We start from the raw sequence: 13,447 nt of genomic DNA, 5'->3' as shown, positions 1-13,447 counted from the left end.
ACGAGCTCGATGCTGACATACCACCAGGTCATGACGACCGACTTCGGACACCTCACCACGGCCGCCGGCAAATGGGACGACATGGCCGGGGAGTTCAAGAAGGTCGAGGACCGCTACCGGGACAGCGTCCAGAAGATCACCATGGGGGGTCAGGCCTGGACGGGTGTGAGCGTGGGTGCGGCCCGCACCAACTTCGCCGGCACCCGCTACGAGTACTCGGCCGCGCAGACGCAGGCGAAGGCGATCGCCGGCCTGCTGCGTGACGCGCACGAGCAGTTCACCGACCTGAAGAAGAAGGTCGAATCCGCCCGCGACGACGCGGTGAAGGCCGGTATGAAGGTGTCCGACCAGGGCCGGTGCACCTTCGACTTCTCCAAGGCGGACGCCGGCACGGCCAACGCCGCCCGGCACGACCCGGACCTGAAGAACGTCGAGAACTCCTGGTCGCAGCACATAGAAAGCGCGGTCAAGGCCCTCGACGACGCCGACCAAGGTGTGAAGATCGCGCTGGAGGCGGCCTGCGCGGACGGCTACGGCGAAAAGAACGACACCACGTTCGGCACCGGCTTCAACGGCACGGCGCAGGGCGACGTGGAGGTGTACGAAGCGCGGAACGCGGAGAGCATCGCGACCCGTCTGGCGGGCGGCGAGAAGATCCCGGCGGCCGAGATGGCGGAGCTTCAGCGCTCCTTCCGCGACAACTCGGGCAAGCCCGAGTTCAGCCAGGTGTTCATCAACGGGCTGGGCGCGAAGGGCACGATCGAGCTGACGAACCGGCTCAACGATCAGATCCACGTCAAGAACCCGTCGAACAAGGCGGACTACACGGCTCTGCAGAAGGGCTTGGGGGCCACGCTCGCCTCGGCGACGCAGGACCCGAAGTCGGAGGTCTACAAGAAGTTCCGGGCCGACATGCAGAAGGAGGGCCTCGAGCGCCGCAACACCTCCTTCACGGATCTGCGGCTGGAGAAGGCGTACGGCTACCAGTCGCTGGTCACGCTGATGAGCCAGGGCGGCGGGGACTACTCGAAGCAGTTCCTGCACGACATGGGCGACGACATCATGAAGGCGGAGAAGGGCCGGGACGACATCTGGGTCATGAAGGGCGGCGAGTACAGCGGGGAGCGGACCGGCTGGTTCGCCAACGACCCGATGGACGGCCTGCTCGGCGTCATGAGCCACGACCCGGCGGCCTCGGCGTCCTACCTCAAGGACGAGGACCGGATGAAGCACCTCATGGGGCGCAACTGGGAGGTGGTGCTGGAGGCGCACGAGCACGGCAACTCCACCCATTACTCCGCCGGCGTCGACAAGGACGACCGCGCGGGCTTGGCCGCCGCGCTGCAGGCCGGTGCCACGGGTATCGACCCGTCGGCGGAGAACCAGAAGTTCGTCGAGCACACGGCGGACAACAAGGCCGTCTTCAAGAACGCGATCGACCAGTTCGCGAAGGCAGGCGACGACCTTCCCGAAGCGCTGCGCGAGCCGATGGCGAACGTCCTCGTCAACCATGCCGGCACGGTGCACGAGGTCACCAGCAGCGTGGACATGCGCTCCCTGCCGGTGCCGCAGAACGACATGTACGAGGTCATCAAGCAGGTCTCCAAGGACCAGGAGGCCTACGGGAACCTGAACTACGGGATCAACCAGGCCATGGTCGCCGACATCCACGAGGCGGGCCAGAAGCACCCGGAGGAGTCGCTGCTGCGGGCCGGACGCACGGTGGGCTTCCTGGAGGAGGCCCGCACCGCGGCCGTCGGACCGGCCGAGACGGCTGCCTGGAACGAGAAGTGGATATTCGACACGGCGATCGGCTACCTGCCCGCCTATGACGCGGAGGTCCAGGCCGGCTTCGACTACGTGGTCGACAAGTGGCAGGCCGACGAGCAGAAGCACATCGACCAGGAGTTCGCGGACAAGTCCTACAGCGCGTTCGAGAAGCGCAACAATCAGCTGATGGCGCTGGTCGACGAGTGGGAGAAGCAGCACAACACAGGCGCCAGCCGTTTCGAATACGAGGAACGGATCGACGAGGCCTCAGGGGCCGGCGTGGACCGTGCCAAAGCCGTCGCTCCGCCCGAGAGCGGAGCTGCCGAATGAGGCGGGCACTGACCGCGGTCACTGCGGGTGCCGCCCTGCTGTTGTCCCTGGCGGCCTGCGACACCGCCGACGAGGCCCTTCCGGAGACGATCTGCGGCACACCCGTCTCCCCGGACCTGTCCGGCCCCCTGCTGCGGCCTGGCGGCAAGATCGTCGAGGGCAGCAGGGTAGACCGGCAGGAAGCGCGGACGGCGCCCTGCGTGCTGTCCGTGGACGGTGAGCGCGCGCTGGGTTTCCGGTTCGCCTTCCACAACGGCTCACCGGGGGACCTGCTGGCACTTTCCCGCGAGAGCACGGTCATCGGGCTGACAGAACCGGCCCGGGTGGATCTCGGCTTCGAGGATTCCGTGCTCGGCAACGACGGCGCCACAGCCACCGCCCTGTGCAAGACGGCGGGCGGCGACCACTTCACCCTCACGGTGCAGGCGAAGCGGGCCTACAAGAAGAACCGGGACCTCCGGCCCGCCGTCGAGGCGTTCATGCGCACGTACATGACGGAGACCCTTAAGACCCTGAACTGCGGCTGACGGCCTCGCCGAGATGCGCGTGACCAAGTCCGTAGACACCCACCGGGCACGGTACCCCCCGCCCCGCCGCTCCGGGTCGACCGAGCCCACCCCCGTGAAGCTCGATCCCGACCCGGACGGCGCCGCCGCCACCACCCTCGACACTTCAGTGGCGACGAAGCATTGGTAACGTACACCAGAGTGACTGACCGGCGTCAACCAAAGTGTTGCCGGAGCCGGCCCGAAGGGCTTCGAGAAACACTGTGGTGGGCAAAGGCTCGGCATCACGCAAGGAGGTCGTGTACGTGGCGGATGACCAGTCGCCCACCTTCGCCCAACTCCTGGACCACCTCTTCCACACGGTGCACCCCCCTTCCCGCGGGCCCTACACCTACGCGGAGGTGGCCGAGGGAATCCGCAAGGCCGCGACCGGAGAGGGGCGCGGGGTGACGGCGAGTGCCATCCAGCAACTGCGCACCGGTACCAAGCGGAACCCGACGCGACACACCATCAAGGCGCTGGCCGACTTCTTCGGCGTACCGGCGGGCTACTTCGTCGACAGCGCGGCGGCCGAACGCACCCGGGCGGAGATCGACCTCCTCGCCGCCATGCGCGATCAGGACGTCCGCAAGGTGGCCCTGCGCGCCAACGGGCTGAGCGTCGACAGTCTGAAGATGCTGTCCACCGTGATCGAACAGGCCCGGAAGCTCGAAGGACTCACCACCGACGACCCTGCGCAGGGCCTCGACCTGGACGACTGAACCGCGCACCCGGCCGCGGACATCCGGCCCCCGCCACGCTCCGCCACGACACCCCCTCTGATCGCTCACCGGCAGGGGGCAGCAGGCGTTTCCCGGCAGGGGCCCGGCACCCCGCCCTCAAAACACAGTCGCGGACATGTCAGCATGGGGGCGCGTGTACCGGGCTTCCAGGGAGAGGTCCGACCCGGCCGACCACCCCCGATCGGCGTCACAGAGTGAGGACATGGACCTTGAGCAGCTTCGCGCCGCGTGTGAGGCGCGCATCGAGGCACTTGGGCTCCCGCACCGCTTCAGCACCCGCGACCTCCGCGACGCCGTGGCCGAACACCGCGGACGCCCCATCATCCTGCGCCCCCTGAGCACCCTGGGCGCCATGGACGCCCCGTGCGGCATCCGCCTGGAGACCCCGGACGCCGACCTGTTGTTCTACGAGGAGGCCACCTCCCCCCTCCACCAGAACCACATCCTGGCCCACGAGATCAGCCACATCATCTGCGACCACCCCGGCAGCCTGGAGCTGGACCAGGACTCCCTGCGCGCGATCGGGTTCAACCCCACCCTCGTACAGCGCATGTCCGGCCGGACGAGCTACACCAGCGAGGACGAACGCGAGGCCGAGGTGATGGCCAGCGTGATCCGACAACTCATGTACCGGGGAAGGGAAGGCCCGTCGAGCCGGCCCGCCAGCGGCGCCGAGAGCTGGGACGCGCTGTTCGCCAAGCCACACAGGAAGAAGCGCCACCGGAAATGATCAACATCCTGTTCACGGGCACGGCCGTCGTGCTGCTGTGCTTCGCCGCCTACTGGGTGGCGCGAGGAGGCGGCGGACACCGCCCCGCGGGCACCTGGGCGATGGCGGCGCTGCTGACCTCGTTCGCCCTCGCCTTCGCCTCCTACGCCCCCGCCGTGGAACGCGCGGTCGAATCGGTGGTCCCCCACGTCGCCCGGCTGCTCAGCAACACCTTCACCCTGACGGCGGCCACCTCGGTCCTCGCCTTCCTCTTCCAGCTCAACCTGGACGGCGAACGGGCCCGCCGGCAGATCCGACTGCGCGTCATCGCCCTGGCGATCGCCGTCGCCGGTATGACCGCCTTCTTCGCCGCCGAACAACTCACCGGGCGCAACTCCGCGTTGTACGCGTGCTACGTACTCATCTACATCTCCTACCTGGGGTACACGGCCAAGGACTTCCTGCTGCAGACCTGGGCCCAGTCCAAGCGCTCCACCCGCCGCAGTCAGCGCTGGGGCCTGCGCACGACCTCGGTCGGCTGTGGCTTCGCCCTCGTGTACGCCGCGTACAAGCTCTTCGCCCTGGTCTCCATCGGCCTCGGCCTCGGGCTCGTACCCGACGGCGCCCGGTGCTCGACGCCGCTGACCCCCTTCCGCTGCGCGTTCAGCGTCACCGCGCCCGCCGTCGCCGTCCTCCTCATCACCGTCGGACTGACCCTCCCCGCCCTGCTGTGGCCGCTCAGCCAACTGCGCCGCCGCCGCTGGGAACGCAACTCGTTCAGCGCGCTGGAACCCCTGTGGCGGGAGGTCACCTCGGCGGTCCCCGAGGTCGTGCTCGACCCCGGCGGCACCGAGGCCGACAGCCACGACCTCGACTTCCACCTCCACCGCCGGGTCATCGAGATCAACGACTGCGTGCTGGCCCTGCGCCGGTACCGTCAGGCCCCGGTACGCGACGCCGCGGCCGCCGAGGCCGCCCGCCGGGGCACGGCCGGCACCCCCGAAGGTGACGCCGAGGTGGAGGCCGCGGTCATCGCGGCGGCCGTCCACGCGAAGCGCGCCGGGCTCCCCCTCGACGGCGACGAGGCCCCGCCCGCCGCCGGCACCCGCTCCCGCAAGGGCGACCTCCCGGCGGAGACCGCGTGGCTGCTGCTCGTGGCGGACGCCTACGCGCGGCGCCCGGCACCCGAGCACACGGGAGCTGCCTCGTGACCGCCCCCCGGCAGGACCCGCTGCGCGACCCGCGCTTCTTCGCCGACCCCTACCCCGCCTACGACCGGCTGCGCGAAGGCTGCCCGGTGCAGCGCATCCCCACCGGCTCCGGCGGACACCACGCGTACCTGATCACCGGCCATGCCGAGGCCCGCGAGGCGTTCACCGACCCCGGCCTGTCCAAGGACACGGCCCGCTTCTTCGCCGACCGGCCCTCGAACCGCGACCTGCACCCGGCGATCTCCCGCAACATGCTGGCGAGCGACCCGCCCGCGCACACGCGCCACCGGCGGGTGGCGACCCGGCTGTTCACGACGGGCCGCGTCCGGGAACTGCGCCCCTTCATCACCCGGGTCGTGGACGAGCTCATGACCGGCTGGCGCCCCGGCACGGACATCGACCTGGTGGCGGACCTGGCGATCCCCCTCCCCGTCACCGTCGTCTGCGAACTCCTCGGCGTTCCCGAGGCCGACCGCGCCACCCTCGCCGCCCGGTCCCACGACCTCTTCGACGCGACCGACACCGCTCGCGTCGACGCCGCGTCGCACCACATCGGCGACTACCTCACCGACCTGATCGACACGGCCCGGGCGAACCCCGCCGACGGCCCGCTCCACTCGCTCCTGCGCGACTGCGACGAGGGCGGCCTCGACCGGGACGAGACCGTCTCCCTGGCCGCCCTCCTCCTGGTCGCCGGACACGAGACCACCACCCACTTCATCGGCAACGCCGTCCTGGCCCTGCTCCGGCACCCCGACGCGCTCGACCGGCTGCGCCGGGACCCGGACCTGATTTCCGCCGCCCTCGACGAACTGCTCCGCTTCGACTCCCCGATCAGCGTGGCCACCTTCCGCCACAGCACGCGGGACCTGCGCGTCGGCGGCATCGACATCCCGGCCGGCTACCCGGTCCTGATCTCCCCGGGAGCCGCGAACCGCGACCCCTCGACGTTCCCCGCCCCGAACCACCTGAACCTCGACCGCGACGCCACCGCCCACCTCTCCTTCGGCCACGGCATCCACCGCTGCCCGGGCGCCCCCCTGGCCAGGGCCGAGGCGGAAACCGCCCTCCGCACCCTCCTGACCCGCTTCCCGAACACCCGCCTGACCATCCCCGCGGACTCCCTGACCTGGCGCCAAACCCGCCTCACCCGAGGCCTGACCGCCCTCCCGCTCACCCTGGCCTGACCCACCGGGTCAAACGAAAGCCCGCCGAGCGGTCCGTGTCAGAACGCTCCCCGGGCCCTCTCGTCGTCGAACGGACCTCGCGCCTCCGCCAGCCCCACCTCGTGGACGAACCACTCCAGGACCGCCCGGATCGCCTCGCCGTGACCGGCGAAGACCTCCAACGGGAAGGACGGACGGAGGTCGAGCTTGGCCTCGGCCAGGTCGATGCCGTCCACGGCGTTGAAGCGCTCCATCAGCGCGCGGCGCAACGGCTCGTCGTCGAAGGGCGGCCGCCGCTTGAGGTATTGGAAGACCACGTCGACGGTACCGCTCACGGGATAGATCGCGATTGGCCACAGCGCACGAGAGTCGTGCGGGCCTCCGGCATCCACCGTCGGGAAGCAGCTGGTCTCGGTCCCCTTGCCGTAGACCTGGTATCCGCCCCATTCCTCCCAGAACCGCAGGACAGCCAGGACGCCCTCGACGACCTCGGGCGTCTGGTTGTCCCGGAGCAGCGCTTCGAACCGGCCGGCCGCGGTCGCCTCGGCCTGCTCCCCGGCGCGCGCCGCCGGCACGGGGAGGGGCTCCTCGGGGATCTCCCTCCCCACCAGCACGGCGAGGTCGGAGGCGGTAAGTCGGTGTGACTTGCGGGCTCGGCCGTTGTCGTCGAAGGGAACCCCCTCCGCTTCGAGGATCTCCTTGGGATCACCGGAATGCCGGTCGTCCGTCCAGCGGAACCCTCCCGCGATCCGTCCGTCCGCTGTCAGTACGCGGTAGGGGCAGTGCAGGCCGGGCTTGGAGTACATGTGGTTCCCGACGGCGATGGCGCTGGTGCCGATGGCGCCGGCCAGGTCGCCGTACGACGTCCACGTGCCGGCAGGAACGGCCAGCAGGATCTCGCGCAGCTCCCGCCAGCCGGCCCACTCGTCATCGGCGTGGACGACTCCTTCCAGCGGTCCCGGCCACAACTGCACCGCCCGGTCGGCCAGGTCCTCCGCCCGGGCGACGATCTCCGCACGGCCCCACCGCTCCTGCGCCGCGATCCGCTGGTTCATGCGCAGGGCACTGGCGTCCAGCAGTTCCTGCTTCCGGCGGAACGGGTGGTTGGAGAGCTTCGCGTTCTCCCCGGTGAGCGTTAGGTTTCCGAGGGTGTGCACGAGCAGGCCGTGGATCTCTTCGGGGCTCTCGCCGTCGCCGACTTCCTCCGCGAGCAGGTCGAACCATTGCTGGGCCGGGCGCTGCGGCAGTACGTGCTCGACGGTGAGCTCGGCCTGGGCGTAGTCGACCGGTTCGCTCGACCCGTGGCTCTCCTCCAGCCTGCGCAGGATCTGGAAGCGCTGGTTGCCGCGGCCGCTCTTGTAGAACGGACGGGTACGGATCGCCTCTCGGAGGGCATCGTCGCCGGGCCAGGCGCGGGGACCGGTGCGGTTGCGCGACAGGAAGCGCCGTACCGCCTCGGCCGGCGACCCGTCCTTCTCCAGCTCTTTCGGGAGTTCCATGAAGACCCGGTTGCTGCCCGTCGTGGAAAGGCCCGCGAAAAGCCGGCGCACCATGTAGCTCTCGGCGTAGGCGAGCGCGGCGGCCGCCTCGGCGGCCGTGGCACTGCCCTCGTCCATCAGATCGAGGAGGTGCAGTGCGAGGGGGTAGTGGACCTGGCCGCCCCAGCGGGACAGGCGTTCCAGCACCGTTCGCACCTGCGCGTCGGGCTCCCGCGCGGGCTCCACGATGCGCATCAACCGGTCGGCGCGCAGGCCGAGACGGGCGATCTCGGCCTCCAGCGCCTCCTCGTCACCGCTCAGCGGTTCGAGGCGCTTCTTCTGGTCCCGGTAGATGTCGCCCTGGCGTGCGCGGCTGTTGCCTCCGACGACCAGGTCGAGCCAGACCAGCAGTTCGAGATTGCCCGGGCCCAGGAGTTCCTGCATGGGCAGCCACCACTTGCGGTACACCTCCTCCCCCCTGGTGGGCAGACACATGAAGAGGTAGTTGCGCAGCAGGTCGCTCTGGCTGAGCCCCACACCCGTGTTGTTGATGGACTCGAAGATCCGATAGACATTGTCGCCCTCGGCCGCGGTGATCGCGACGATGGAGAGGCAGTCGCCCAGCACGGACTCGACCTCGTCCAACCAGGCCTCGCCGCCGCTGTCCGTACCGTCGGCCAGTGCGGCGACGAAGAAGCGGTAGGCCGCTCCCACGTTGCCTGCGCCTCCGGCCTTCGGGAGGGTGTCCACGCAGGCGATGAACGCCTCACGGTCGGCCTGCGTGGGCAGCAGGCGGTAGCTGTCCGAGCCGTCCTGGTAGGCGTTGACCAGAAGCAGGTCGTTGATCCGGGCGGCCTTCTTGCCGGCACCGCGCCCACGGTGGTGGTCGCGCAACGCGGTGAACGCGAGCATCAGGGTGGTCATGCGCTGCTGACCGTCGACAACGAGCCAGCGCTGCATCCCGCCTGCGGCGATCCGCTCGGGAGCCAGCACCACCGACCCCAGGAAGTGCCCGGCGGCGGCCCTGCCCTCCAGCCGGTCCTCGACGAGCTCCAGCACATCGGCCCACAACTGCCCCAGCTCCTCCCGCTGCCAGCTGTACGTGCGCTGGTACAGGGGAACTTGGAACTGCTTCTCCCCCTGGACGAGCTTGCTGAACGTGGTTTCCTGAGCATGCACCCGCGTGCCTCCCCGACCGATGCGCCAAGCCGTCATTCTCACCCATGTCGGACGGTGATCGACCGAAACGTCGGCACTCGTCACCGATCCGGGAGCGCTCATGGCGACACCCGGCTCCACAAGGCCTTCCTCCTGGAGTTCACCCTCGCACCGCACGGCGGGCACCCCGGTGGGACGATGTAGGCGGAGCTAGCGGTTTCAGCAACAGCGACCTCTACCACGACCTGCCGCCCGTCCGAGCCGACCTGCACTACATGCGGCGGTGCTGGAGAGCACCGAGATCGGCATGTACAACGACTGTGCGATGGTCGCCGAGCCGACCCGCGCCGAAATGCTCCACGCCGTAGAGCAGTTCTTGGAGGAGCGGCAGTCCAGCGAGACGGCGCTGCTCTACTTCAGCGGACACGGTCAGTACTGCGAGGCAGACGGACAGCTGTACTTCCTGACCCGGGACGCCGACCCGGACGACCTGCCGGGCACGGCGGTCCCGGCCGAATTCCTGGAGCGGATGCTCCAGTCCTGCCGGGCCGCGTCCAAGCTGGTGCTGCTGGACTGCTGCTCCAGCGGGTCCGTCGTCCAGGGGTGGACGGCCAAGGGCGGCACGGGCGCCGGTGATCGGCCCCTGCCCAGCAGACTGCTGCTCGGGCCCAGGTAGCGCCGGCGGCGGTCCACGACCGCATGCGGTCCACGTCGGTACCGACGTGGACCGCACGGCCGGGCCTCCTTCCCCAGCTCATGCGTATCCGACGATGGAAGTCGTCAGGCTGCGCACGGAGGGGGCCCGGTCTTTCACGGGGTCGGGTCAGCGAACGCCGGCCGTCTGCCGGCGGCGCGCGTACACCACCGCACCGCCGATCGCCGCCAGGGTTGCGGCCGCGGTGACGGAGATCGGCTGCCAGGACTCGTCGGCGACCGGTGTCCCGGACGCGACGGCGACCTGTTCCGGCTGGTCCTCCGCGAGGCCGGCGTACCCGCCGGCCAGGCCCTTGCGGTCGTACTCCGAGCCGGGCATCTTGTCGCCGTAGCGGGCGGCGACCAGCTTCTGGTAGGCGGCGAGGGTGACGCCGCGCTTTCCGCCGAGGCCGGTGGTGGCCTCCTCGTTGAGCGGCTCGACCGTGCCGTCGGCGGTGAGCCGGTACCAGGCGCGGATCTGCGGCTCGGTGAAGGTACGGGCCTGGGGAGTACCGCGCTCGGCGAAGCCGACCTCGGCGTCCCCGTCTCGGATGCCGGCCAGCTGCCAGCCTTCGGCACCGACGTTCTGCGGGCCGCTTCCCGGCGTAGCGGGGTTCCCCTTGGGTGCGAGCAGTACGGCGGCGTGCTTGCCGTCGGAGGCGGTCACCCGGGAGGCCAGGTAGGAGAGCCGGAGCGCGGTCTGCGGGGTTGCCTGGGTCTTGCCGGTCACGAACTCGGGGCTGATCTCGAACATCGGCACCGGGTCCTTCTTGAGATCGAACCCGGGTGGCGCGGCGACCGCCGCGGGTGCGTTGCCGGGGGTGCCGACGGCGCCGCCGTCCGCGGCGGGGGCCGTTCGGGGCTGTCGGGCCGAGACCAGGAATCGGGAGACGGTGTCGTGGAGTTGCTCGCTCCGGAGGGCTTGCTGGGCGGACTGGTAGCCGGCGATGCCGTCGCCCTCCGCGGCCTGTGCGGGAACGATTGCGCTCAGGGCGGCGGCGAGTGCCGTCGTGGCGAGGACGGCGGCCCGGACTGCCACGTGCTCGGGGTGTCGCGTGGTCTGCATGGTCGGTCTGCTCCTCAGCCCTGGATGCCGATGCGGGAGTGGGTCCACTGGAACGAGTTGTTGTTCGCGTAAGTGGAGTGGTTCCACCAGGTGTAGGTCTGGGTGGTCTGCCACGGGTCGCCGACCGCGATCATGTTGGTGGCGCTGTCGTAGCCGTAGATGACGTTCATGTGACCGCCGCCGGTGCGCCAGCCGAAGCGCACGGCGAACGGCCGGCCTGCGTCGATCTCGGCGGCGGACTCGCCGAACGAGGCGTTGCGGTACAGGCTGCGGCCGCTGTTCCTCAGTCCCAGCCTGGCCAGGCCATTGGCCATGTCCTCCAGCGTCGCGGGCTGGTTGTTGCAGTCCACCCAGGTTCCCTGGGCGGCGAGCTGGCAGAACTGCTCCTGGCTGACGGATCGGCCCCAGTGTTTGGCGATGGTCACGCCGGAGGCGTCCCAGCACCACTGGGTCCTGACCTGCTTCTGCATGTCGATCGGGAGTGTCTTCGCGGTCGTGGGGGGACGAGTGGGGGTGGGTTTCGGGTTCGGGCCCGAACCGCAGACCGGCAGCGGGGTGGTGTTTTCCCTGATGAAGGCGTCGGCGATGTAGTACGAGCCGGTGTAGATCCACCGCGGGTTGTTCTCCACGGTGTCGCCGGTGGTCCGGCAGGACATCTGGATCTTGGCGCCTACCTTCGAGGAGCCCTTCAGCTGGGCCGAGAGGGACGGCCTGGCCCGGTGGTTGACGGTCTTGTAGTTGCCCTGCCCGCCGATGACCGTGCCGCTGACCACATCGGCCTGGGCGAGGGTATTGAAGCCGAACAGCAGACCGCCGGAGAGTGCGGCGGTGATCGCGGCTGTCAGCGCTTTCTTCCGGCGGGACGCGCGACGTTTGTGCATCATGCTCCTTGATCTGAAAAATACGGGAATGGCCTGCCCGGCAGCCCGGTCGTCCGGTCTGCGCGACAGATGTCGTAGGGCGCCTGGCTCGGCGGCGGCATACCGATGGATGCCGGGAGGTCAGCCGGTTGGCGCCGAACGGAACGGCGTGGGAACGTCACGGCCGCCACGATGTTCGAGCTCACACGACGCGCTGGTTACGGACCACTTCGCCCGTCGTTGTCCAGGAGAAGGTGCTCCCGTCGCCGACCGGGGCGGCTGGGCGGATGCGTCAGCCGAGGGCACGGCTGCGGCCCAAAGGCTCGCAGGAGCAGGAGCGGGGGCGGTGGGCGCGGCGGAAGCGCTGGGGCGGTGCCGGGTCGGCGACCGGTACGGAGACCTCGCGTTCGGCGCGTCCGCGGGAGGGGAACCCGACGTGGACGTGCGCCCCGATGACGGGTTGCCAGGGCCAGGGTCTGGGCGAGGAGGAGGAACAGGCCCCGAGTCCGGTAGGTGCCGGGGGGCTGTGCCGTGTACGCATCGTTGTGGTGCTCCCTGTGCGGTGGGGATGCGGGGGGGGCGGTGAGGGAGCCGGCGGCCGGCCGCATGGGGAAGGTGGCCGTCCACCGGTGGTCGACAGGACGGTCGAAGGTCAGCCGACCTTCTGGACCGTCCAAACCTGCGTTGCGCGCCCGTCGGCGCGCTGAAGGTCGAGCAGACGCGCCTCGCAGTACGGGCGGTTGCTCGCGGTGAGGGCGTATCCGCCGCTCGCCGGGCGGGCCGGATCCGAAGCCACGGCCTTCGGCGCGGCGGCCGGTGCGAGGACGTCCGCGGCGGCGCCGGCCTGAGCGGCGGGCCCCGCCTGGGAATTGTCGCCGAGCCCCAAGTAGGCGATGCCACCCGCTGAAGCCGCGGCCGACGCAGCGGCGGCGGAGGGGAGTATCAACCGGCGTGGCGCGCGCCGATGTTCACGCTTCTCTCGACGGTAATCCGTCATGCGCACCTCAATTGCTGGCCGGAGGAGTGGGTGGCCCGAAGCCTGCCAGACGGATGCGATGGAGAATTCGGACAAACGGGAATGGGCTTCGAGATATCCGACTGTTACCTTGGTGGTTGTATCTGATGATCTATCAATTTACTTTAAAATCAAGGCACTTACGCGCATAGACGCGAGATGGTCCAGGCCATTTCCGTCATGCCGTTATGGAATCGAGATAATCGAGTGAGGCTTGCTGACGGAAATTCAGTCAGCGATTCACCTAATTACTACCGGACGAATTCCCCCTGTTACGAGCGGTAAGGAATCCCTCGCTCCGCCCGAGAGCGACGACTCGGCACCGCGAAGGCCTTGATGCGCGACGGGGGACCGGTGGGCCCGCGTATTCAGGAGTCGCGGACCTCAAGGACGCCGAGGGACGGGTCGTGACCGGGCATCACGACGACGCCCTTGACCCATGTCGATGAGCCTCACGATCAGTCGGAGACCACTGGTGGGTTGTTCGGACGTTCCGAACGCCAGCGGGACGGCATCGAACTCCACGTCGTCCACGTAGAGGGCAAGCCAGAGCCGCAGGCCACCAGCGCCGGGCCCCCTGGTGCGGGAGGCGGCTCTTCCGTGCTCACGATCCGTCAGGAATGGGCCGGGTGTGCGTCAAACGTGCGTCACGAGCGTCGATCCATCGCCCTCGACGCCCGCACCGCCCAGCATGCACACTGCT

Annotated in this window: 11 protein-coding genes; 7 read left to right on the top strand and 4 right to left on the bottom strand. The window is 69.5% G+C overall.

Annotation, left to right across the window (positions count from 1 at the left end):
* Window positions 1-30 precede the first annotated feature (30 nt).
* From BGK67_RS26040 to BGK67_RS26015, 6 genes are all read left to right on the top strand, one after another.
* Window positions 31-2,100, top strand: a complete 2,070-nt coding sequence (locus BGK67_RS26040; RefSeq protein WP_141754052.1) for a hypothetical protein — start codon at window positions 31-33, stop codon at window positions 2,098-2,100.
* Window positions 2,097-2,627, top strand: a complete 531-nt coding sequence (locus BGK67_RS26035) for a hypothetical protein (protein WP_069922343.1) — start codon at window positions 2,097-2,099, stop codon at window positions 2,625-2,627. Before BGK67_RS26040 ends, BGK67_RS26035 begins: the two co-directional genes overlap by 4 nt.
* A 284-nt stretch (window positions 2,628-2,911) precedes the next feature.
* Window positions 2,912-3,367 carry a helix-turn-helix domain-containing protein gene (locus tag BGK67_RS26030; RefSeq protein WP_069924113.1) on the top strand — a complete coding sequence of 152 codons (456 nt, stop codon included), beginning with the start codon at window positions 2,912-2,914 and terminating at the stop codon, window positions 3,365-3,367.
* 223 nt (window positions 3,368-3,590) lie between these two features.
* Window positions 3,591-4,118, top strand: a complete 528-nt coding sequence (locus BGK67_RS26025; protein WP_069922342.1) for a M48 family metalloprotease — start codon at window positions 3,591-3,593, stop codon at window positions 4,116-4,118.
* Entirely contained in the window at window positions 4,115-5,308 is a 1,194-nt protein-coding gene (locus tag BGK67_RS26020; RefSeq protein ID WP_069922341.1) for an MAB_1171c family putative transporter, read from the top strand. Before BGK67_RS26025 ends, BGK67_RS26020 begins: the two co-directional genes overlap by 4 nt.
* Window positions 5,305-6,495 (top strand): cytochrome P450 family protein, encoded by a 1,191-nt coding sequence (locus BGK67_RS26015; protein WP_069922340.1) that lies wholly within the window; start codon window positions 5,305-5,307, stop codon window positions 6,493-6,495. Before BGK67_RS26020 ends, BGK67_RS26015 begins: the two co-directional genes overlap by 4 nt.
* A gap of 38 nt (window positions 6,496-6,533) precedes the next feature.
* On the opposite strand, the gene BGK67_RS26010 is transcribed toward BGK67_RS26015, so the two are convergent.
* Window positions 6,534-9,131: a GmrSD restriction endonuclease domain-containing protein gene (locus BGK67_RS26010; protein ID WP_069922339.1), complete on the bottom strand. Its 2,598-nt coding sequence runs from the start codon at window positions 9,129-9,131 to the stop codon at window positions 6,534-6,536.
* A 262-nt stretch (window positions 9,132-9,393) separates the two neighbouring features.
* On the opposite strand from BGK67_RS26010, the gene BGK67_RS40170 reads away from it, so the two are divergent.
* Window positions 9,394-9,786 carry a caspase family protein gene (locus tag BGK67_RS40170; protein WP_069922338.1) on the top strand — a complete coding sequence of 131 codons (393 nt, stop codon included), beginning with the start codon at window positions 9,394-9,396 and terminating at the stop codon, window positions 9,784-9,786.
* Between the two features lie 147 nt (window positions 9,787-9,933).
* On the opposite strand, the gene BGK67_RS39060 is transcribed toward BGK67_RS40170, so the two are convergent.
* From BGK67_RS39060 to BGK67_RS25990, 3 genes are all read right to left on the bottom strand, one after another.
* Window positions 9,934-10,869, bottom strand: a complete 936-nt coding sequence (locus tag BGK67_RS39060; protein WP_069922337.1) for a hypothetical protein — start codon at window positions 10,867-10,869, stop codon at window positions 9,934-9,936.
* A gap of 14 nt (window positions 10,870-10,883) precedes the next feature.
* Entirely contained in the window at window positions 10,884-11,753 is an 870-nt protein-coding gene (locus BGK67_RS25995; protein ID WP_069922336.1) for a papain-like cysteine protease family protein, read from the bottom strand.
* A gap of 628 nt (window positions 11,754-12,381) precedes the next feature.
* Complete coding sequence (locus BGK67_RS25990) at window positions 12,382-12,726, bottom strand: hypothetical protein (RefSeq protein ID WP_141754051.1); 345 nt, start codon at window positions 12,724-12,726, stop codon at window positions 12,382-12,384.
* Window positions 12,727-13,447: the final 721 nt, after the last annotated feature.

This window comes from Streptomyces subrutilus (genome assembly GCF_001746425.1).
Lineage (GTDB): Bacteria > Actinomycetota > Actinomycetes > Streptomycetales > Streptomycetaceae > Streptomyces > Streptomyces subrutilus_A.
This window is presented reverse-complemented; position numbering and strand designations above follow the sequence as displayed.